The following is a 21,466-nucleotide window of genomic DNA, read 5'->3' on the forward strand; positions in this document are numbered from 1 at the left end:
CCAATTATTAGGGTAACAGCAGGGGAGGATGGTCCGGCAATGCAGGGCTGGGGAATTATAGGCGCGGCCTTTTTATATCTGTTGATGCTGTTTGCGGTTGCAAGCATCGGCGACAGGCGCGCCGCTCGCTGGAGCAGCGCTCCACGCCCCTATATTTATGCACTCAGCCTCGCGGTTTACTGCACATCGTGGACATTCTTCGGCTCCGTCGGCCTTTCGGCCCAACGAGGGCTTGAGTTTTTGGGCATCTATATCGGCCCGATTCTCGTCTTCACGCTTGGCAATCGCCTCTTGCGCCACATCGTGCGGTTAGCGAAGTCAGAACACATCACCTCCATCGCTGATTTTTTGGCCGCTCGCTATGGCAAGAGCTTTGGCGTGGCCTCTCTTGCTACCTGTATCGCAGCCGTCGGCTCCATTCCTTATATTGCGCTGCAACTCAAAGCCGTTTCTGGCAGCGTCGGGTTGGTGATGGAGCATTACGGCTCGGCTTTTGACCCAGCCTCTTTTGTTTTTGGCGATATTTCTTTGCCGGTGGCGGCTGTTCTGGCTGTCTTTGCCATTCTGTTCGGCACACGCCACACAGATGCGACCGAACATCAGAACGGCCTGATTCTGGCTGTTGCACTTGAATCGGTGATCAAGCTTTCCGCATTTCTTGCAGTTGGTTTTGCCTGCACGTTCTTTGTTTTCGGCTCACCGGGAGAATTGATCGAGAAGATTTCGCAATCTCCTGCGGCCCTTGAGGCCTTTCATTATGAAACCTCAATCGGTACGTGGATCGTGCACACAACGCTGAGTGCTGCCGCTATCATCATGCTGCCGCGCCAGTTTCATGTGACGGTTGTCGAAAGCCGCAGTGAAAAAGAATTGCGCACCGCCTCCTGGCTGTTTCCGCTTTATCTGATCCTGATCAATATTTTCGTTTTCCCGATTGCACTCATCGGCGTCATGACGCTTGGCAATACAGTCAGTGGTGATCTCTATGTGCTGGCACTGCCACTGTCAGCTGGTGCGCACTGGCTTGCGCTGATAGCCTTTCTCGGCGGGCTTTCGGCGGCGACAGCGATGGTCATCGTCGCTTGCGTGGCGCTGGCGATCATGATCTCCAATCACCTTGTGCTGCCGCTTATAATTCGCAGGCTCGCTGTTCGTCATCCGACGGAACAGCGTGATCTGACGATGATCATTCTCAATACGCGGCGACTGACGATTATCGGCATTCTGGCGTTGGCATTCGTCTATTACCGCATGGCGTCTAATAATATCCACCTCGCGTCCATCGGCCTTATATCTTTTGCAGCTATTGCACAGTTCATGCCCTCGTTCATTGGTGGGTTGTTCTGGCGCAACGCCAATGGACGTGGCGCAATGCTCGGCTTGTCGGCAGGGTTTCTCATCTGGGCCTATACGTTGCTTCTGCCAACCATGGCTCCAGAAGATGCGGAGATATTGCGCGAAGGCTTTCTTGGCTTTACCGCATTAAGACCTGAAGCCCTGTTTGGCACAGATGCTTTGCCTCTGACCAATGGCGTCATGTGGAGCCTTGCGGCTAACACCTTGTTCTACATTCTTGGGTCGCTTTCACGTGCTTCAACACCGCTTGAACGCATTCAGGCGAGCATTTTCCTGCCGCGCTATTTCATTGGTACACCGACCCTCAAGCGTTTTCGGACAACGGTTACGGTCGCAGAACTCAAAGCGACTATGGCTCGCTATCTGGGGGCCGAACGTGTTGAGCGTGCTTTCCTGCGTTTTGAAGGACGAGAGCAACGCAGGCTCGATCCCGGCATGACGGTGGACACGCCGTTGATCCGTTACGCCGAGCAATTGCTGGGAACGGCAGTTGGTTCCTCGTCGGCCCGCCTCGTCCTGTCTTTGCTACTTCAACGCAACGATGCTTCTGCGCGTGACGCAAGGCAATTGCTTGACGATGCTTCCGTCGCCCTGCAACAAAATCGTGACCTCCTGCAAATTGCGCTCGATCAGATGGATCAGGGCATAACGGTACTCGACAAGGATCTGCGGCTGACATGCTGGAACCGTCAGTTCCGTGCCCATTTTGATCTGCCGGATGAAGTGATGCAGGTTGGGATTCCGGTGTCCGAGATTGTCGAACATCTGGCCAGCAGCGGCGATCTTGCCGTCAATGCGCAAAACTCGGCCATACGATCCCTTGCAACTCTCAGACAGCCATGGCGGATGACTTTAAAATCGACCGGAAAGGTGCTGGAGATCAACTCCAACCCCATGCCGGATGGCGGACTTGTCGCGACCTATACAGACATTACTGCCGAAGTTGAGGCCGATCTGATGCGCCAGAAGGCGGCTGAGGTGCTTGAACAGCGCGTCGCTGACCGCACTGCCGAACTAACGCATGTGAACCAGAAGCTTGCAAAGGCACAATCCGCAGCCGAAGAAGCAAACCTTGGCAAGACACGGTTTCTGGCAGCAGCTGGCCACGACATTCTGCAGCCACTCAATGCAGCACGGCTTTACAGTACGGCGCTAACAGAAAAGCTTGGACGTGCGGAAACCAGCCAGCTCGCCCGCAACATCGATTCTTCACTTGAATCGGTTGAGGCCATTCTGGGAATGGTGCTCGATATATCGCGGCTCGATACGGGTGCGCTCAAGCCAGAAGTCTCGGTGTTCCGTCTCGATAAGCTTTTAAGCCAAATTGCGACGGACTTCACACCAATGGCTCGGAAAAAAGGCCTTAAACTGCGCGTTGTGCCTTCGAGCATTGTGGTGAAGACAGACCGCAACATGCTGCGACGCCTCATCCAGAATCTGGTTTCAAACGCAATCAAATATAGCCGCAAGGGTGGCATTCTGTTTGGTGTTCGCCGACGTGGCAATTTCATTGAGCTGCAAGTGCTTGATACCGGTATCGGTATCCCGCAGCCGAAGCTGAAACTGGTTTTCCGTGAGTTTACACGTCTTGATGAAGGCATGCGTGAGGCGGAAGGACTTGGGTTGGGCCTTTCCATCGTTGATCGTATTGCCCGTGTTCTGTCGCTGCCCTTGACGCTATCCTCAACGCCTGGAAAGGGCAGCGTTTTCTCGCTGCGCATTCCGATCAGCGCAGCACCTGCTCCCATCGAAGAGGTTGCAAGTCGTAAGGGCATAAAGCGCGCATCAAGCCTCACTGGCCTTGATGTGCTTTGTATCGACAATGACGCCAATATTCTGGCTGGGATGGAAACGCTTCTGCTTGGTTGGGGGTGCAATGTCACCACTTTGCGCAGAGGAGCTGAGTTGAAGGTATTTTGCATCGAGCGCGAAGTCGCCCCCGATGTTATCGTGGCAGATTATCATCTCGACAATGAAAACGGGCTGGACATGATCGGTTTTGCGCGGGAAAGCTTCAAACAAGAAATTTCGGCTATTCTGCTGACAGCCGACCGCTCCAAAGAAGTTCGCAAACGGGCTGACGACGAAAATGTCATTGTCTTGCACAAGCCATTGCGTCCGGCAGCTCTGCGTTCGCTACTATCGAGCGCGCTACATCAACGTGAAGGTGCTTCCAGCCGCCCAACAGCTGCAGAATGACTTTATAGCTTTTCCCGTAAAAGCGCGAAGCGGTGTGCGTAGGATAATGAGTAAAGACAAATAAAGCATGTTTCCCAAAAGTGGGAATCGGTTTTGGGAAAAAGACATGCTTAAAAACAAAGAATTAAAGCGTGTCACATGGATATTGTAAAACGCGGCACGCTTTAGTTTCAGCTGGCTTCTGAAGTCAGTGCGTCGTTGCCAATCCGCGATAAAAGAATGACCGCCTGTGTGCGACTATCAACGCCGAGTTTTTGCAGAACAGCAGAGACATGTGCTTTGACCGTCGCTTCTGATACATTCAGTTCGTAGGCGATCTGCTTGTTGAGCAGGCCTTCGGCAAGCATGGTCAGTACGCGTGTCTGCTGGGGGGTAAGTGTTCTTATCTTGTTGATGAGCGCTTCGATTTCAGGGTCGTGCGCCTGATCGAGGTCGATATCGGATGGTGTCCAGATATCGCCTGCAATAACTGCGTGTACTGCTTCGCCGATAGTTTCCATGCTTGCGGATTTCGAGATGAAGCCAGATGCACCAAGCTCGACGGCGTGCCTGATGGTTGCAGTGTCATCAGTGGCCGAGACGATAATGATCGGTAATGCAGGCTGAAGTGCTTTCAACGTGACCAGGCCAGAAAGGCCAGTCCCGCCGGGCATGGTCAAATCAAGCAAAAGCAAATCGATATCGTCGCGTTCTACGACCAGCTTTTTCGCTGCATCGAAATCGCCGACTTCGAGGATTTCTGCTTCTTCAGGAAGGCTCGACAGAACCTGTCGCAACGCACCTCTGAAAAGCGGATGGTCGTCAGCGATGATGAATTGCATAAGCCTCGCACGCCATTCTGAAAGTCCTCCCCATGCGCTGCACTTTACATGCAGCTCTTCCGTTTTATGCCGTTTTTCGTTCCGGGCAACCAAAAATAGCGTTGCTTAGCTGGATTCATATGTCGCATTGCCGCCTTCTGGCCGCATTATGTGCTAATTTCAATTATGAACGAGAGCATTCCCAGTAAAACTAAGAATGCTCTAGCGGGAACGAAAAGGCACTATATGACGCGCAATACGCTTTATCCGGAAATTCAGCCCTTCAAGGAAGAGATGCTGCAGGTTTCGTCATTGCACCGCATCCATGTCGAGCAGTGCGGCAATCCTGATGGTAAACCTGTTGTCATGATCCACGGTGGGCCGGGCGGCGGCATCACGCCCGCAATGCGACGCCTGCATGATCCAGAGAAATACCGTATCATTCTTTTCGATCAGCGCGGCTGCGGTCGCTCGACGCCACATGCAGAACTGCGCGAGAATACCACCTGGGATCTCGTGGCCGACATGGAGCACATACGCGCGCATCTTGGCATCGACAAATGGCAGGTTTTCGGTGGCTCATGGGGTTCAACGCTGGGCCTTGCCTATGCCGAAACCCATCCTGAACGCGTGTCGGAAATCATTCTGCGCGGCATCTTCATGGTGCGCCGCTTTGAAGTCGACTGGATGTATTCCAACGGTGCGAGCATCATTTTCCCGGATCATTTCGAACCCTATCAGGAGCATATCCCTGAAGAAGAACGCGGCGATATGATCGCAGCTTACTACAAGCGTCTGACCGACCGTAATCCGCAGGTGCAGCTTGCAGCCGCTCGCTTGTGGGCACGATGGGAAGGCTCAGTGCTTTCGATCCAGCCTGATCCGGCACGTATTGAAGCTTTTGGCGAAGATCATCACGCCATCGCTTTTGCACGTATCGAATGCCACTACTTCCAGAACCGTGGTTTCCTTGACAGCGACGATCAGCTTCTGCGGAATGTTGAACACGTCCGGCAGATTCCGGGCGTAATTGTCCATGGCCGCTATGATATCTGCACGCCATTTATCAATGCATGGCAGCTCAAGAAGATGTGGCCGGAGGCTGATCTCAAAATCGTTGAAGACAGCGGTCATGCGGTGACCGAACCCGGTATTACGCATGAATTGATTGAAGCAACCAAGCGTTTTGCTGCTTAAGCTTCTTAAGGAGGCGCATCTTTTGCGCCTCCAGCTCCAAAACATCAGCAAACTCAGAAAAATACACCTCTAAACGGTGCATTTTGCATAGTTCATCTTTTCTTTGGGTATTTTAGCCTACAAACTAGGGAGTGAACATTTGTGATCCTCCCCGATCCCATCGGTTCATCGTATAGATTTTATCTGGCGAACCTTATCCGCAGCAAAGACGGCCCGGTTTAAGTTCGTGTTCGAGAGGGATACAGGCTAATGTTGAAAGAATTCAGAGAATTTGCTCTCAAGGGCAACATGGTCGATCTGGCCATCGGTGTTATCATTGGCGGGGCGTTCGGTGGCCTCGTCAATTCTATCGTCAATGACATCATCATGCCGATCATCGGTTTGCTGACGGGCGGTATCGATTTCTCCAACATGTATATCCAGCTTGCTGGCGATCCGAAGGGAACGCTTGCTGCAGCCCGTGAAGCCGGTGCGACCATCGCTTACGGCAACTTTGTCACGCTGCTTATCAACTTCCTTATCATTGCATGGGTTTTGTTCCTCGTCGTCAAAGGCATGAACAGGCTCAAGAAAAAGGAAGAAGCCAAGCCGGAAGCCGCTGCAGAACTGCCACGCGACGAAGTGTTGCTGGCTGAAATCCGCGATCTTCTCGCAAAGCAGAGCAAAGCCTGATTTTTCCAGAACAGTCGACAAAGGACGGAGCCTTTATGGCTCCGTTTTTTTGTGCGCTCATTCCCAAAGACGATAGTTGGTTCGACCCATCAATGCGGTTGATCGGATCATCACAAAATGCCGCGTGATTTCATGATTGCGCCTTGCTAAGCAGGTGTAATCAAATTCGAATTTTATGTGGGAACAAATGACGCTTATCGCCAATCTCCGCCGTGAAGCAGCTCAATCACCTGAAAGCGGCATCGTTGCCGTAGCCAATCACGGTCGTGGCAAAGAGGGCCTGATTCCGTTGTGGGTCGGGGAGGGTGATCTGTCTACGCCTGATTTCATTCGGGAGGCGGCGCAGAAGGGAATTGCCGACGGCGAAACCTTCTACACATGGCAGGCTGGTATTCCTGATCTGCGTGAAGCACTTGCTCGCTACCATGCGCGCCATTTTGCGCAGTCCTTCAAGCCAGAAAATTTCTATGTAACTGGTTCGGGCATGCACGCCATTGAAATGGCGCTGAAGGCAACAACGGGTGCTGGCGAAGAAGCGATTTATCTGTCTCCAGCCTGGCCGAATTTTGTCGGCGCAGCTGGACTTGCCGGCGCGGTTCCAGTGCCGGTGGAACTCGAGTTCGGAGCCAATGGCTGGGTGCTTGATCCTGAAAAGATTGCGAGCGCCATCACGCCACGCACGCGCGCAATGTTCATCAATACGCCGTCCAACCCGACGGGTTGGACTGCGGATCGCGAAACGCTGCGCTTTATTCTCGATCTGGCGCGTGAGAAGGGCCTCTGGATCATAGCCGACGAGATTTACACTCACTTCTATTACGGTGGGGGGCGTGCTCCGTCTTTCATGGATATCATGGAGCCTGACGACCGCATCATTTTCGTCAACTCGTTCTCAAAGAACTGGGCGATGACTGGCTGGCGCGTGGGCTGGATGACCGTGCATCCTTCGATTGGCCCCGTCGTTGAAAACATGATCCAGTATTCCAATTCGGGTGTCGCGCAGTTCATGCAGCGTGGTGCGGTTGCAGCACTCGATCATGGCGATGATTTCATTGCCATGCAGGTGGAACGCGCGCGCTCAACGCGAGATCACCTGTGTGCTAGTTTGCAAAGCACAGGAAAAGTACGTCTGACTCCGCCGCAGGGCGCATTTTATCTGTTCTTCGGTGTGGATGGTGTGAAGGATTCGGTCAAAGCTGCAATCGACATGGTCGACAATGCTGATGTGGGCCTGGCACCGGGTAGTGCATTCGGGCTTGGCGGCGAGGGCTTCTTCCGCCTCTGCTTCTGCCGTGATCCGCAGCAGGTGGATGAGGCCGCGGCAAGGCTGGTTCGCTGGATCAACAATCTCTGAAGCGCATCCCGCAAAGTGTGAAACGGTTTTCGCGCAAGATGCGTGTCCAAAATAAAAAAGGCCGGTGAAACCGGCCTTTTTCAATTTCCTACGACTGCGTTTATCAGCCGCCTGCTTTTGAAACCATCAGCGGAATAACGCGGTCGGAGTTTGCAGCCTTCGGCGCATCCGGTTCGGCAAATGGAATGCCGAGCGTATTCCATACTTCCAGCAACGCATCTTTGAGGCCGTCGATCAGCAGGTCGTCATGCAATGGCGACGGTGTGATGCGAAGACGCTCTGTGCCGCGTGGCACAGTTGGATAGTTGATCGGCTGGATATAGATGCCATGCACGTCGAGCAGACGGTCGCTGGCTTTCTTGCACAGTTCCGGATCGCCAACCAGAATTGGTACGATGTGGGTTTCAGACGGCATGACCGGAAAACCGGCAGCCAAAAGAACATCCTTGGCGCGCTGCGACTGACGCTGCTGGCCATCGCGCTCAACTTGAGAAACTTTCAGGTGGCGGATCGCAGCGGTAGCGGAAGCTGCTACTGCCGGCGGCAGAGAAGTTGTGAAGATGAAGCCCGGTGCATAGGAGCGAACGGCGTCGATGATAGCGCGTGAACCGGTAATGTAACCGCCCAAAGCGCCGAATGCTTTTGCAAGCGTGCCTTCGATAATGTCCATGCGGTGTGCAAGGCCGTCTCGTTCGGTGATTCCACCGCCGCGCACGCCATACATGCCAACTGCATGAACTTCATCGATATAGGTCATGGCATTATACTTGTCGGCCAGATCGGCAATCTTCTCGATCGGCGCGATGTCGCCATCCATCGAATAGACAGATTCGAACACGATCAGCTTGGCGCGAGAATGGTCCGCAGCCTTGAGAAGTTGTTCCAGGTGCTCGACGTCATTGTGACGGAAAATCTTCTTTTCTGCACCCGAACGACGCACACCTTCGATCATCGAAGCGTGGTTGAGTTCGTCAGAAAGGATCAGGCAGTTTGGAAGCAAACGTGCAATGGTCGAAATCGATGCTTCGTTGGACACAAAACCGGACGTGAAGACGAGGCCAGCTTCCTTGCCATGCAGGTCAGCAAGTTCGGCTTCAAGTTCTACAAGTGGGTGATTGTTGCCCGAAATATTGCGAGTGCCGCCTGCGCCGGAGCCGGTGCTGTTGGCGGTATCGCACATCGCCTGGATGACGTCAGGATGGTGCCCCATGCCCAGATAGTCGTTAGAGCACCAGACGGTGATCTCACGTGCAATACCATTGTTGCGCCAGGTAGCTCGGGGGAAACGTCCAACAATGCGCTCAAGATCGGCAAAAACGCGGTAACGCTTCTCGGCGTGCAGCTGGTCGATCGCTTCTTCAAAAAACCGGCGATAGTCCATTATACGCTCCTTGTTACTGCTCTAGTACCGCTTTTGCGTGATTGCGTCCATGGCGCAATGACGGGCAATTTGCCACGCTTTCGTGAAACTGCATTGATCAAAATCAAACAAATAGCGGGTTTTCAGGCAGTGGGCGAAAAAGTTGGTTATTTCGTCATCAGGCGGAAAATGAATTTTGGCGCCAAATCTCTGCGGCGGACATAAACGCGCGGCATGCCAAAGGGATCGTCGCTTGCACGCGCCCGTGCATGAACGGTCGTTGTCGCAGTTTCAAAACCGGCGTCGCGGCACATGTCGCGGTGAATCTGGTGATTCCCGCCATAGGGATAAGCGAAGTTTGTCACTTCTGATCCCAGCATGTCCTCAAGCATGGTCTTGGACTGCACGATCTGTCGGCGAGCTTCCTCTTCCGGGGTGTTTTCCAGATTAACATGGTCGACCGTATGCGCGCCAACTTCATGGCCCAAGGCGGCCCATTCGCGCATCTGTGTCACAGACATGCAGGGGGTTAACGGAACACCCATGGACTGATCCCAGATATTGCTGCCGCCAATCTGATTGGCGACAAAGTAATTCGTTGCGGTGAAGCCGAATTCCGCAAGGACTGGCAGGGCATTCTCATAATTATTGAGAAACCCGTCATCAAAGGTGATGACTGCAACCTTCCCCGTTTTCTCGCCCTTGATATAGGGCATGGCATTTCGCAGCGAGAGGCCCTGATAACCGAGCCGCTTCAGCCATGCCATCTGGCTGCGAAACTTGTCTGGATGAACCCAAAGTCCGCGAAACGGGATCTTCTTGTGCGGCAGAGGGGCAATCTGGTGATAAAGAAGAACAGGGACCGCCATTTGTCTCACTTCGATCTTGAGGAGAACCCGCGCACGCGCATCCGGTAGATGGGACGGAGGATTTCCCTTTTAAGCTTATCGGAAAAGGATTTCTTGTGCTGAATGGTCGTGCCGCCAAGCTGCGCAGAAATTTCTTTCACGCCACCGGGAATGACTGCGAGCGGCTGCAAATCAGTAACCCATCGCATCTGGATTGTTGTGTCGACAGGGCGATCAAACTGTTCGGTGATCGCAAGCAGCTTTTTTGCAGCATCGAAGCTTACAAGCTGTGCGACCATACCGAGCCCAATCGGGTTTGGAATGATGATACGCACCTGATTGTTACGGAAAACTTCGCGCCCAACCTCACGGTCGTCGCGGAAGGTAAAACGTACGAAGCCGCCCGGCTCGAAATGATTGCCGGCCGCGTGGAAGGCAGCATTGAAAACATCAGTGAGTTCAATATCGTCTTCGATGATGAAGCCCGCGTCGAGCTGCTGGTCGACGATCACCTGCCATGCTTTGCGATGGGACAAGAAGCAGGCAATTTCGTTTTTGCTAAGCTCAAACGGATAACGGGGCGCATGAAGTTGCCGCTTGTAAACGCGGCTTATCTCGGCGCCTGTGAGGACGTGGCTATCTACAGCGTCGATTACTTCCGTTTTTACCGGCAATTCGTGAATGAGCTTTTCCACTTGCGGCTTGCGATCAGTCGCGCGCGCTAAATGAATGATGAAAGCCTTGATGTTCATGTAAAACCTAAGCGCGCGAAAAGTAATTTCAGCCGAAGCGGCGTTCTATATCTGCTATGCGCATGATTTTCGCAAGTCACACTTATTAGCCTACTTTATGTAGACGTCCTGCGGCGATTCTTTCTTCAATCCACTTTCGTTCGGCATTCCAGTTATGGCGCTTCCAGCCTTCCCAGCTAAAGCCGCAAATTTTGATATCCCAGTCAGGTAAGGAATATTTGCGCAAGACGAGCCAGATGCCAAAAAAACCGGTGCTGGGGAAGACTTCTTTCATCCGATCGGCACCAATGCCAAGCTCGTCGCAAACGGCAAAATAATCCTGCGAAGGCATGATGCGGATTTTCTTGCCAGCACGGCCGAAATAGTCAATCGCCTCATTGGTCCAGTCAGCGCGACGACCCTTGAGCCGTGATAGAATGTTTGGGTGGTGATGGAACCGCTTGATGATGCTCGGGTGGAAGGCAAACAGCACTTCCGGCGTATTTCGGACAATTTCCGAATTGATGAAGGTTGGATCCTTGATCCATTGCTCCATCTGTTTGCTCGACGTGGCGAGCATGAGCATGTCAGTCTTTTTGCCACTCATTCCAAGAGAGACGCGTGGTTCATTGAAACGCAGGACAAGATCGGCGGCGTCAATTTCGGCGGACAAATCACGGTCCAGCGGACCATTGCCGACAATAAATATCGTTTTGTTCATACGTTGGGAAATCTTATCCTGTTAAGCCAATTAAATAGATTTAATTAAAATTCGAAGATTACAAGTTTCTAAGCCTCTCCCAACAGCTGTGAGGCCAGTTTTGACGATCACTTTTGTCGCGCAGGCTAGCGAACTGCGTTACTTATATATCCTCGTAAGGTCGCAGGTTTGGCATTGCAGCCATGCAGTTTATGCACTTCTCAAAACGATTAAAAAGGCGGAAGCTTCATATCGGGAGGAAGGCAAAAGCTTAGCGCTTTCACAGCGCGGCACATAAGGGGATACCACCATGAACCACCTTCGTACCCAGTTTTCCCGTTGGATGCAGTATCGCGAAAACCTGCGCGAACTCAGCGGCTGCAGCGACCGCGAGCTTTATGATCTCGGCCTGTCACGCACAGATATCCGCCGCGTTGCACACGAGGCTGCTTTCGCCTGATTTCTCAGGCGAAACTTTCTCCACGCAGCCTGCTGGTTTCAAACCTCACCTGGCCGCTTAAAACGGATGTGGATATTATCATCCGCAAGATCAAAGCCCGCATAGTTGCGCTGGAAGGCGATGAGGGCATCATTGACGCCTTTTGAATAATCGTCTTCCTGCACTTCAACGTGGTGTCGGTAAATGATCCTGTCGTCTTTGTAGAATATAACCTGACCTTCCATGATGGCCTCCTCTTAAAGCCGTATGGGTGATGAGAGCCTATAGCTCCCTTTATGTCGGTGTATTCAATTGAGATAGGCGAAAAAGCCTAGGTTTCAAGCCTTGTTGCTGCTGTTTTCGTTCTTGCACAGTGTGAGCCAGGCCCGTGCCGCATGGGATAAAAATGCGCCTTTTCGCCAGATCAGGGCCATGTCCCAGTTCAGTTCTGCGTCTTTGATTTTATGGATGCGGACATCGCGATGCTTGCGCTGTTCGGCGATCATCTGTGGCAGAAAGCCGATACCCATACCTGCTGCAACCAGCTCCACGATAAAATCAATCTGGCTGGAACGCATGGCAATGTGTGGGGACAGTCCTTGCGAATGACATGCATCGAGAATGATGTGATTGAGGGCAAAGCCGCTTTCGAAAAGAATGAAGGGCTGGCTGGCAATGTCGTGCAGTGGGATGCCGTCATTGTCGGTGAAGCGGTGGTTGGCAGGAAGCAGGGCCACCACGGGCTCACAACGAACGGCCTGCCACTCGAAGCTGCTTTCGACGGACAGAAGCGAAGCGGCAAGCTCGATATCACCTGCAAGCAGCAATTCTTCCAGTCGCCTGCTGCCATGCTCGACGAGCTGAATGTCGATGTCAGGATAGAGCTTGGTAAAGGTGGCAAAGACTGGGGCGAACAGAACGCTGGAGCCGATGGGTGGCAATCCGAGGCGCAAAAGACCGCGCTTCAACCCGCGCAACTCGCCAAGCTCAGTCAGCATGTCGTCTTTTTCTGTCAGTATGGCCAGTGCACGTCGATAAACGATTTCACCTGCACTTGTCAGGCGGGGAGGGGTGGCTTCGCGATCGAGCAAGATGATCTCAAGTTCATCTTCGAGCTGACGCACCGTCTTGCTGACGGTGGATTGCGTGGCATTGATCGTGCGGGCCGCAGCGGAAAAGCCGCCCTGCCGCACCACTTCCACGAATGCCTGAAAGCCACGTAAGTTCATAAGCTATTCTATAATGGAATAGCTGCAATGAAATCAATTCATTTCTGGAATATCAATTCAGCGCCTATAGTGTTTTCACAAATACCAGCATTGGAACACAATCATGAATGCCCATAACCTGATGATCCGCTTTCGCTATGCGCTGCACAACAGCCGCTTGATGCAGATTGCGACGCTGGTCGGCTTCTGGTTGGCGGGTGAAGCATTTGTTCGTTTAAGCGGTCTGCCGCTGCCGGGTGGCATTGTTGGTATGGCACTGGTTTTGGCCCTGCTTTTGAGTGGCCGTGTAAGCCTTTTCAGCATGAAGCGCGGTGCAGAATGGTTTCTGGCAGAGATGCTGCTGTTCTTTGTGCCTGCCGTTCTGGCAGTTCTGGAGCATCAGGAGTTGCTTGGTATGCTGGGCGTTAAGATTATGGCCGTCATTCTGGTTGGCACTCTGACCGTTATGACTGTGACTGCACTGACAGTAGACTTCTGCTACCGGCTGAGCGCACGCTATGCCACTAAGTAATCCTTATGTGGCGACACTGTTCTGGTCTGCTGCCACAATCCTTCTCTATCTTGCTGCAAAGCGCGTTTATCGCCGCTTTCCCATGTGGTGGTTGACGCCGCTTGCCATTACGCCGCTGTTGCTTATGGCTCTTCTCATTGGTCTCAATGAAAACTATCGCGGCTATTTCAGTGCAACGCATTGGCTGGTCGCACTGCTTGGGCCTGCGACGGTGGCTTTCGCCATTCCGATCTATCAGCAGCGCGCAACCATTCGTCGCTATTGGCCGGTTTTGTTGGTTGGTGTTGTGGTCGGCAGTTCGTCCGCGATGTTTTCAGCCTGGGGTCTTGCGCAGCTTCTTGGTCTGAACGATGCAATAAGCCTCAGCCTTATGCCGCGCTCCATGAGTACGCCTTTCGCCATGACGGTTTCCGGTGATATTGGCGGTACACCCGATTTGACAGCCATTTTCGTGGTGCTGACCGGCGTATTTGGCGCGGCGCTCGGCGAAGTCATGCTCTACTGGCTGCCGCTTCGTTCAGCTCTTGCGCGCGGCGCGCTGTTCGGTATGGGCGCACATGGCGCAGGTGTAGCCAAGGCGCATCAAATCGGCAGCGAGGAAGGCTCGATTGCCGGACTCGTCATGGTTCTGGTCGGATTGGTCAATGTTCTGGCTGCACCATTCATCGCCCAGCTTCTCTGAGTTGCTGATTTTTCAGCATATTTTTTATAATATGCTCATTATATAAGCATATTCATCCCGCTTCTGTTTCTGCAATAATCTTAAGCATCGGCGTATTTGCATAACTGATATGCGTTATTGGCCGTTGTTGAATAAAGAGGCTGCGGGTATTCATTGGTCATCGGGTTCACTCCTCCTCCCAGAACCCGATGACGGATACGGCACTCCTCCTCCCAGCCGTATTCAAGATCAGGCCGCGCATCCTCCTCCCGCGCGGCCTTTTTCTTTTTCTGATCCCCCAATATCCTGATCTGTTAACAGTGCGTCGCCGCATCGCCATATGGGCAAGCGTGGTGATGTAAACTATCTCTCGTGCAACTTCACATTTGCGGTGATTGTCTCCGTCTGAGAGACTTGCCGCTACGAAACGCGGGAGATTGCAATCATGACCAGCGGTATCCATCACCTCACGCTGATTACGCGCAAGGTTCAGGCCAATGTCGATTTCTATGCTGGCTTTCTTGGCCTGCGCATTGTCAAACAGACAGGCGGATTTGAAGATGCGGAGCAGCTGCATCTGTTCTATGGCGATCATTCCGGCACGCCGGGCTCCCTGATCACTTTCCTTGTTTGGGAAGATGGCGCAAAGGGCCGAGTCGGGCATGGTCAAGTGAGCGAAATCGCTCTTGCTATTGACCGCACCTCGGTCGGCTTTTGGCTGGAGCGGGCACTACGCTATCACGTGCAGTCTGAAGGTCCTGTGCAGGAATTTGGCGAACCGGTACTGCGTCTGCGCGATCCTGATGGTGTTATCGTCAAGCTGGTCGGCAGCGATCTTGCAGCCAATGATGCATGGGTTGCAGGCGATATTCCTGCGGAACATGCGGTCCGCCGGATACGCTCGGCGACCATTTTGTCGGAGACACCAGAACAGACAATTGGCTTCATTGAACGCTATTTTGGTTTTCGCGCTCAGGCCAGGGAAGGCACAATCGATCGTCTGGTTTCCGATTCAGGCGATGTGATTGACGTGCGCGACGCAAGTGGCTTTTGGCCGGGTATTCCCGGAACGGGCATTGCCGACCACGTGGCATTTCGTGCGGCTACAACGCAGGATGTGACAACACTGGAAAAGGAGCTTTCAAAACTCAATTCCAGTGAAGTGAACGTGCATGATCGCAAATACTTCACGTCGCTCTATGTTCGCGAGCCGGGCGGAACCCTGTTTGAATTTGCCACCGATACTCCCGGGTTCACGTTGGATGAACCGGTGGAAACGCTGGGTCAGGTTCTGTTCGTACCGCCGGGCAACGAGCATCAGGCGGATGCGATCCGAGCTCGCATGCCGCAATTTGGCTTGCCGGGTGAGGAGCGGGTGATCTATCGCGACTTGCCTTTTGTGCACCGTATCCACCAGCCGGAAAATCCAGATGGGACTACGCTTATTCTGTTGCACGGCACAGGCGGTAATGAAAACGACCTCATGCCGCTTGCTCGTCTGGTTGCACCACGTGCAACGCTTCTCGGCGTTCGCGGACGCAGCACGGAAGAGGGTATTCAGCGCTGGTTTCGCCGTTTCGACCTGAAACGGTTCGATCAGGAGGACATTCGGTCTGAGGCAGAGGCTTTCGAGGCTTTCGTTCAAGGTGCAATTGCGGCTTACCGTATCGACCCCGAGCGGACTGCGTTCATTGGCAACTCCAATGGCGCCAATATGCTCGCGGCCTTCATGCGGCTGCATCCGCATGTCATACGCAAAGCCGTATTGCTGCGTGCTATGGACGTTTTGGAAGAGCAGCCGATTGCTGATCTTTCGGATGCCAAGATACTGTTGCTCAATGGAATAGGCGATCCGTTTGGCGATGCGTCGGGCAAACTCGCACAGGCATTGCGAACCGATGGAGCTGAACTCGATATCCGTTCCGCTAAAGGTGGCCATGGTGTGACTGCTGAAGATGTCCGTATGGCAGGTGAGTGGCTACAGCAAAAGCTGTGACACGATTGTGTTAGATAAAGAAAAGGGCCGCCGGATAAATCCGGCGACCCTTTTTGTTGGTTTAATCCAGTGGCTTCAGGCCCTTTTCAATCGCCTGCCTTTTTCCTTCCAGAAAGGGTGGCAGTGACAGGCTTTCTCCAAGGCTTTCGAGAGGTTCATCGACTGCAAAGCCGGGACCATCTGTTGCAATCTCAAACAACACACCATTGGGTTCGCGGAAGTAGAGCGAGCGGAAGTAATAACGCTCGACCTCGCCGCTGGATGGAATGCGCAGTGCGCGCAGACGATCCACCCATTCCTGCATGGTTTCCTGATCCGGTGTGCGGAACGCAACGTGATGCACGGCACCTGCGCCCTGACCAGCCGGTGACAGGTTCGGCTGCACAGCGATATGGAGTTCTGCGCCGGCACCGCCTGATCCCATTTCAAACACGTGGACATGTCCTTCGCCATCGGGCGAAGCATAGTCACCGGCTTCACGCATGTTCATTACCTTTTCCAGCACGATTTTTGTCGGTGCCAAATCAGGAACGCTGAGCGTAATGGGGCCAAGGCCACGTATCTGCCGCTCGGCAGGAACAGGACTTTTCTCCCAGCTATGTGCCGCACCGATGCCTCCATCATCGGTCAAACGCAGGCGCTGACCCTCAGGGTCCTCGAAATCAAGCACTGCGCGACCAGCAATCTCGAATATATCACCAGTTTCGATGCCTTTCTCCTTGAGGTGGTTGCGCCACCAGTCGAGGCTTTCAACGCCATTTACACGCAATCCGGTGCGGGAAACGCTATGCGTGCCGCGCCGTTCTCGCTGCACTGGCCAGTCGAAGAAGGTGATATCGGTGCCGGGCGAGGCCAGCCCATCAGCGTAAAACAGATGGTAGGCACTGGTGTCGTCCTGATTGACGGTCTTCTTGACGAGGCGAAGGCCGAGCGTGTCGGTATAGAAGCGCCTGTTACCGGGTGCGTCTGCGGTGATTGCTGTCAAATGATGCAACCCTGTGAGTTGCGGGGTAAGGTCTGAAGTCATTTTGTGTCCTCCTGCGCAAAAAGCGGAATTGTCTGCGCTGTTGGCTTCAATATTGGGCGCAAGAGGCGTGTGGGAAAGTGTCGGTTAATGAAACAGTGTGTAACCGAGAAGCCGCAGCGACGGTATCTTTCCACAGTCTTGAATAATTGGGGCTTGGCTTCTCTCGTCAGGTAAAGAATATATTAACCGGGCGCTAATCCGTGTAGGAGAGGCGTGCGGTTGTGTGTCTTTTGGGGAGATCTAGGTTTTGCGGAGCATTTTTCGTCGTACTGCCCCGGCATTACTTGTCTGCCTGACCCTAATCGCGGGCTGCGCCAGCCGTCCTGACGGTGTTCTTATTCCCGTTGCGGAAAGCGTTCCCGGTGCCTCCAAGGTTGATCTTCTGGTGGCGACAACCCGTGCGCCTTCCGGTAATCCCGGAACGCTGTTTTCCGGCGAACGTGATCAGGAAATTAGCCTGACAGAGATCATGGTCTCCATCCCGCCGGAAAAGAATCGCAAGGTTGGTGAAGTTCAGTGGCCCAAAAAGCTCCCGGCAAATCCGCTGAAGGATTTCACGACCGTTGAAGTTAAAGCGATCAGCACAGAATCCGGCGCCCGCCAATGGCTCAATCACAGCCTGCCGAAATCCCGCCGGGTCATGGTCTTCGTCCATGGCTTCAATAATACCTATGAGGATTCGGTGTATCGTTTTGCGCAGATTGTGCATGATTCTGGAGCCGATGTCGCACCGGTGATCTTTACCTGGCCATCGCGCGGTAGTGTGTTCGATTATAATTACGACAAGGAAAGCACGAATTATTCGCGGGACGCGCTGGAAATGACCTTGCGCAAGATCGCCGAAGACCCGCGTGTAAAAGACATCACCGTCATGGCCCATTCCATGGGCAGCTGGTTGACGGTTGAAGCACTGCGCCAGATGGCGATCCGCGATAAGCGCGTTAATCCGAAGATTACCGACGTCATTCTCGCGTCGCCCGATCTGGATGTGGATGTATTCAATCAGCAGTTCCGCGCCATGGGCAAAGATCATCCGCGTTTCACATTGTTCACTTCACGCGATGATCGCGCGCTCCGGGCATCCCGCTTTATCTCCGGCAATGTTGATCGACTGGGGCAAATCGATCCTTCGGTCGAACCCTACCGTTCGCAGCTTGAAAAAGCGGGAATCACGGTGATTGATCTCACGCAGCTCAAAGCGGGTGACAGCCTCAACCACGGCAAGTTCGCTTCAAGTCCTGAAGTTGTTCAGCTGATCGGTCAACGTCTCGTAACAGGCCAGACTATTACCGATTCTGATATTGGGCTGGGCGAGCGGCTGGGTGCTGTTGCACTTGGCACTGCGCAGGGCGTGGGCAGTGCTGCTTCGCTTGTCGTCAGCGCGCCGATCGCAGTCTTCGACCCGAATACTCGTCGAACCTATAATGAGCAGATCGATAGGTTTGGCAGAACAGTTGGCAACACGGTGAGTGGCACGGTCGGTAACTGAGGCGCATCGCATCCCTCAGATATTCATTAGCAAAAGCGCTGTTGTCATATCTGAGGGCGCGCTGTAGGACTGGCGACCAAATCTGGTTGCTGGCAGGGAGACCGTTATGCAGATCATCCATACGATTGAAGATTTGCGGCAGGCGCTTGGCGTGGCGCGCAAGAGCGGTGAATCCATCGGCCTCGTGCCGACGATGGGCTATCTTCACAAAGGGCATCTCGAACTTGTTCGCCGCTCGCGCGGAGAAAACGACGTGACGGTCGTGTCGATTTTCGTCAATCCGCTGCAGTTCGGTGCCAATGAAGATCTCGATAAATATCCGCGTGATCTCGAACGCGATGCGAATCTGCTCCGCGATGCGAATGTGGATTTTCTCTTTGCGCCTGCCGTTTCCGACATGTATCCGCGCCCGATGCAGACCGTGGTCGATGTGCCAACACTTGGCAACCAGATGGAAGGCGAGGCGCGTCCGGGACACTTTGCTGGTGTTGCTACCGTGGTCAGCAAGCTTTTTAATATTGTAGGTTCCGATGCCGCCTATTTTGGCGAAAAAGATTTCCAGCAGCTCGTTATCATCCGCCGCATGGTTGAGGATATGGCTATTCCCGTGCGCGTGGTTGGTGTTGAAACCGTGCGTGAAGATGATGGGCTCGCCTGTTCATCACGTAACGTCTATCTGACAGCAGAACAGCGTGCCGCTGCGATTATTGTGCCAAAAGCACTCGATGAAGCGGAGCGACTTTATCGCTCTGGTATTGATGATCCGGAAACATTTGAGGCTGCAATCCGTGCGTTCATTGAAGCGGAACCGCTGGCTGTTCCTGAAGTGGTGGCATTACGCGATCCTGAAACACTTGAGCGTCTGACCTCGGTGCAGGGAAGGCCAGTACTTGTGGCGCTGTTTGTACGGCTGGGCTCCACACGCCTTCTTGATAACCGGGTGATTGCGCATTTGGCGCAGGAAAAGGCCGCCTGAAATGAGCACGACCGTTAAAAAGAAACGTCTTTCGCCCAAAGCCATAGAGGCGATGAAGGGCGAGCGCCCGATTGTCAGCCTCACAGCCTACACGACGCCAATCGCGCGCCTGCTCGATCCACATTGCGATCTGCTGCTGGTGGGTGACTCGCTCGGCATGGTGCTTTACGGGATGGATTCGACCCTCGGCGTTACGCTCGACATGATGATTGCGCATGGACAGGCAGTCATGCGTGGCGTTGAGCATGCGTGCGTTATCGTTGATATGCCGTTCGGTTCTTATCAGGAATCGAAGGAACAGGCTTTCCGCAACGCAGCGCGCATCATGCAGGAAACTGGCTGCGACGGCGTGAAGCTTGAGGGTGGCGAGGAGATGGCGGAGACGGTGGAGTTTCTCGTCAAGCGCGGCATTCCGGTCTTTGGCCATGTTGGGCTGATGCCACAACAGGTCAATACGGTCGGCGGTTTTCGCTCGCTGGGGCGCGATGATGAAGAAGCCAATCAGATTCGCCGCGATGCAGAGGTAATTGCAGATGCGGGTGCTTTTGCGCTGGTGATCGAAGGTACTTTCGAGCCATTGGCTCGCGAGATCACCGCGACGCTGACAGTTCCCACAATTGGGATTGGTGCGTCATCCGCTTGTGATGGCCAGATTCTCGTTTCTGACGATATGCTCGGACTGTTTCAGGATTTCACACCGCGTTTTGTGAAACGCTTTGCTGAACTTGCACCGCAGGTTTCAGACGCCGCAAAAGCCTACGCGGAAGAAGTGCGCGCCCGGTCTTTCCCGGGGCCCGAACACGTGTTCGGTGCCAAAAAGTAATAGTCTTTGAGGTCTAAACCCTCACTGACTTGAGAAAAAGATCTTGTACGCCAAGAACCATTTCGGTGCGCTCAATCGCGTCTGAGCGGATGATAAAGTCGTCAACCGCGCCATGCAAGGCATGGAAGAGGAGCGTTGCCAACAGGCGGGTATTCTCGATTTTCCACACCCCGGAGGCTTTGCCTTCGCTTAAGAGTTTCTCAAGGCGAAGGATAGCCGGATTTTCCTGCTTCACATGTCTCATGGGTGGGTGAAAATCATAGAAAACAAGATCGTGTAGGCGGTAATTATCAAGATAACCTGCGACACCGGTTGCTGCCCAGGCCGCAAGACGCCCGTTCCAATCACCCATCGGCACTGCGTCCAATTCCCTGTCGAGGGCATCGCAATAAGAATGAACAAACCGCTCACGTAACGCGACCAGAATCTCATCTTTGCTGCGAAAATGCAGATAGAATGTGCCCTTGGCCACATCGGCTTTGCGTACTATTTCATCGACGCTTGTGGCCGCAAAGCCTTTTTCCAGAAAGATTGCTTCAGCCGCCGCCATCAACTCACTGCGGCGTATTTCAGCCGGTTTCGTGCGAGGCTTGGTCTTGGCTGCAGGCAATCTATGTCTCCAGTTTCGCGCGGATCGCTACCCTGTCAAAGGCAAGTTGATTGGGACGCACAACTCTGTCTTCGAGCCAATGCAGCGCCGCATCGACATTAGAAAATGTGCCTGCTGGCACGCGAAACAGCTTTTCCGCATCCATACGGCTCGCTTCCTCATACACGGATTCTGGCACGATGCTAATCATCGCCATAACCTGATTGCGGATACGTTCGGCATTTTGCTGAAACCATTGTTTGATTTCGCGTGGAGCACCGTCTGGATGAACGAGAGCTGCCTCGTCAACAAAGCGACGGATGGCAATGAACGGCTTTCCTTCGTCCAGCCATGCGTTCCAGCTGTCGAAAAATGCGCGCACATCTTCAATCGTGGATGGGCCTTTGGCAAGGGTAACTATGTAAGGCCATTGTTCTGTATCGTGGAACATAGGATCTCGCTTCTGCCGCAGCAGTCTTGGAGCGCATCCCGAAAAGTGCGAAGCGGTT

Annotated in this window: 21 protein-coding genes; 11 read left to right on the forward strand and 10 right to left on the reverse strand. The window is 53.5% G+C overall.

Annotated features, from left to right (window positions below; genetic code table 11):
* Positions 1-39: 39 nt before the first annotated feature.
* Positions 40-3,555, forward strand: a complete 3,516-nt coding sequence (locus OIV19_RS03035; RefSeq protein WP_264230620.1) for a PAS domain-containing hybrid sensor histidine kinase/response regulator — start codon at positions 40-42, stop codon at positions 3,553-3,555.
* A 170-nt stretch (positions 3,556-3,725) separates the two neighbouring features.
* Here the strand turns inward: OIV19_RS03035 and OIV19_RS03040 are convergent, their stop codons facing one another.
* On the reverse strand, positions 3,726-4,376 hold the full coding sequence (locus tag OIV19_RS03040) for a response regulator transcription factor (RefSeq protein ID WP_095446045.1): 651 nt from the start codon (positions 4,374-4,376) through the stop codon (positions 3,726-3,728).
* 225 nt (positions 4,377-4,601) lie between these two features.
* Here OIV19_RS03040 and pip point away from each other — a divergent pair, with 225 nt between their 5' ends.
* The 3 genes from pip to OIV19_RS03055 all read left to right on the forward strand — a co-directional run bounded on the left by pip (position 4,602) and on the right by OIV19_RS03055 (position 7,578).
* Positions 4,602-5,552 carry a prolyl aminopeptidase gene (pip, locus tag OIV19_RS03045; RefSeq protein ID WP_264230621.1) on the forward strand — a complete coding sequence of 317 codons (951 nt, stop codon included), beginning with the start codon at positions 4,602-4,604 and terminating at the stop codon, positions 5,550-5,552.
* Between the two features lie 249 nt (positions 5,553-5,801).
* Positions 5,802-6,224: a large conductance mechanosensitive channel protein MscL gene (gene mscL, locus OIV19_RS03050; RefSeq protein WP_095446047.1), complete on the forward strand. Its 423-nt coding sequence runs from the start codon at positions 5,802-5,804 to the stop codon at positions 6,222-6,224.
* Between the two features lie 187 nt (positions 6,225-6,411).
* Complete coding sequence (locus OIV19_RS03055; RefSeq protein WP_264230622.1) at positions 6,412-7,578, forward strand: pyridoxal phosphate-dependent aminotransferase; 1,167 nt, start codon at positions 6,412-6,414, stop codon at positions 7,576-7,578.
* Between the two features lie 103 nt (positions 7,579-7,681).
* On the opposite strand, the gene hemA is transcribed toward OIV19_RS03055, so the two are convergent.
* The 4 genes from hemA to OIV19_RS03075 form a co-directional block, all read right to left on the reverse strand.
* The gene (gene hemA, locus OIV19_RS03060; RefSeq protein WP_095446049.1) at positions 7,682-8,959 is read right to left on the reverse strand and encodes a 5-aminolevulinate synthase; all 1,278 of its coding nucleotides are present in this window, start codon (positions 8,957-8,959) and stop codon (positions 7,682-7,684) included.
* A 146-nt stretch (positions 8,960-9,105) separates the two neighbouring features.
* A complete protein-coding gene (locus tag OIV19_RS03065) occupies positions 9,106-9,807 on the reverse strand; it encodes a polysaccharide deacetylase family protein (RefSeq protein WP_264230623.1) in 702 nt (233 codons plus the stop codon).
* Between the two features lie 5 nt (positions 9,808-9,812).
* The gene (locus tag OIV19_RS03070) at positions 9,813-10,538 is read right to left on the reverse strand and encodes a glycosyltransferase family 25 protein (RefSeq protein WP_264230624.1); all 726 of its coding nucleotides are present in this window, start codon (positions 10,536-10,538) and stop codon (positions 9,813-9,815) included.
* Between the two features lie 85 nt (positions 10,539-10,623).
* Complete coding sequence (locus OIV19_RS03075) at positions 10,624-11,238, reverse strand: hypothetical protein (RefSeq protein ID WP_264230625.1); 615 nt, start codon at positions 11,236-11,238, stop codon at positions 10,624-10,626.
* A 289-nt stretch (positions 11,239-11,527) separates the two neighbouring features.
* On the opposite strand from OIV19_RS03075, the gene OIV19_RS03080 reads away from it, so the two are divergent.
* On the forward strand, positions 11,528-11,677 hold the full coding sequence (locus tag OIV19_RS03080; RefSeq protein ID WP_151095100.1) for a DUF1127 domain-containing protein: 150 nt from the start codon (positions 11,528-11,530) through the stop codon (positions 11,675-11,677).
* Between the two features lie 38 nt (positions 11,678-11,715).
* Here the strand turns inward: OIV19_RS03080 and OIV19_RS03085 are convergent, their stop codons facing one another.
* Together OIV19_RS03085 and OIV19_RS03090 are read right to left on the reverse strand one after the other, a co-directional pair.
* Positions 11,716-11,901 (reverse strand): hypothetical protein, encoded by a 186-nt coding sequence (locus OIV19_RS03085; RefSeq protein WP_094578894.1) that lies wholly within the window; start codon positions 11,899-11,901, stop codon positions 11,716-11,718.
* 93 nt (positions 11,902-11,994) lie between these two features.
* Positions 11,995-12,885, reverse strand: coding sequence for a LysR family transcriptional regulator (locus OIV19_RS03090; RefSeq protein WP_264230626.1), 891 nt, complete (start codon positions 12,883-12,885; stop codon positions 11,995-11,997).
* 103 nt (positions 12,886-12,988) lie between these two features.
* On the opposite strand from OIV19_RS03090, the gene OIV19_RS03095 reads away from it, so the two are divergent.
* The 3 genes from OIV19_RS03095 to OIV19_RS03105 all read left to right on the forward strand — a co-directional run bounded on the left by OIV19_RS03095 (position 12,989) and on the right by OIV19_RS03105 (position 16,053).
* Positions 12,989-13,396 carry a CidA/LrgA family protein gene (locus OIV19_RS03095; protein ID WP_036567364.1) on the forward strand — a complete coding sequence of 136 codons (408 nt, stop codon included), beginning with the start codon at positions 12,989-12,991 and terminating at the stop codon, positions 13,394-13,396.
* The gene (locus tag OIV19_RS03100; RefSeq protein WP_264230627.1) at positions 13,383-14,078 is read left to right on the forward strand and encodes an LrgB family protein; all 696 of its coding nucleotides are present in this window, start codon (positions 13,383-13,385) and stop codon (positions 14,076-14,078) included. The genes OIV19_RS03095 and OIV19_RS03100 overlap by 14 nt, the downstream gene beginning before the upstream one ends.
* A gap of 424 nt (positions 14,079-14,502) precedes the next feature.
* Positions 14,503-16,053, forward strand: a complete 1,551-nt coding sequence (locus OIV19_RS03105; RefSeq protein ID WP_264230628.1) for a VOC family protein — start codon at positions 14,503-14,505, stop codon at positions 16,051-16,053.
* Between the two features lie 61 nt (positions 16,054-16,114).
* Here OIV19_RS03105 and OIV19_RS03110 read toward each other — a convergent pair whose 3' ends face one another.
* A complete protein-coding gene (locus OIV19_RS03110; protein WP_095446057.1) occupies positions 16,115-17,080 on the reverse strand; it encodes a ring-cleaving dioxygenase in 966 nt (321 codons plus the stop codon).
* A gap of 247 nt (positions 17,081-17,327) precedes the next feature.
* Between OIV19_RS03110 and OIV19_RS03115 the strand changes: the two genes are divergently transcribed.
* From OIV19_RS03115 to panB, 3 genes are all read left to right on the forward strand, one after another.
* The gene (locus OIV19_RS03115; RefSeq protein ID WP_095446058.1) at positions 17,328-18,569 is read left to right on the forward strand and encodes an alpha/beta hydrolase; all 1,242 of its coding nucleotides are present in this window, start codon (positions 17,328-17,330) and stop codon (positions 18,567-18,569) included.
* Positions 18,570-18,675: 106 nt separating this feature from the next.
* A complete protein-coding gene (gene panC / locus OIV19_RS03120; protein WP_264230629.1) occupies positions 18,676-19,545 on the forward strand; it encodes a pantoate--beta-alanine ligase in 870 nt (289 codons plus the stop codon).
* A 1-nt stretch (position 19,546) separates the two neighbouring features.
* The gene (gene panB / locus OIV19_RS03125; RefSeq protein ID WP_264230630.1) at positions 19,547-20,368 is read left to right on the forward strand and encodes a 3-methyl-2-oxobutanoate hydroxymethyltransferase; all 822 of its coding nucleotides are present in this window, start codon (positions 19,547-19,549) and stop codon (positions 20,366-20,368) included.
* A 13-nt stretch (positions 20,369-20,381) separates the two neighbouring features.
* On the opposite strand, the gene OIV19_RS03130 is transcribed toward panB, so the two are convergent.
* Together OIV19_RS03130 and OIV19_RS03135 are read right to left on the reverse strand one after the other, a co-directional pair.
* Positions 20,382-20,978, reverse strand: coding sequence for a TetR/AcrR family transcriptional regulator (locus OIV19_RS03130; protein WP_264230631.1), 597 nt, complete (start codon positions 20,976-20,978; stop codon positions 20,382-20,384).
* 1 nt (position 20,979) lies between these two features.
* Positions 20,980-21,408 (reverse strand): hypothetical protein, encoded by a 429-nt coding sequence (locus OIV19_RS03135; protein ID WP_095446061.1) that lies wholly within the window; start codon positions 21,406-21,408, stop codon positions 20,980-20,982.
* Positions 21,409-21,466: the final 58 nt, after the last annotated feature.

It is taken from the genome of Brucella sp. HL-2, from assembly GCF_025846885.2.
In the GTDB taxonomy this organism is placed as follows: domain Bacteria; phylum Pseudomonadota; class Alphaproteobacteria; order Rhizobiales; family Rhizobiaceae; genus Brucella; species Brucella quorumnocens.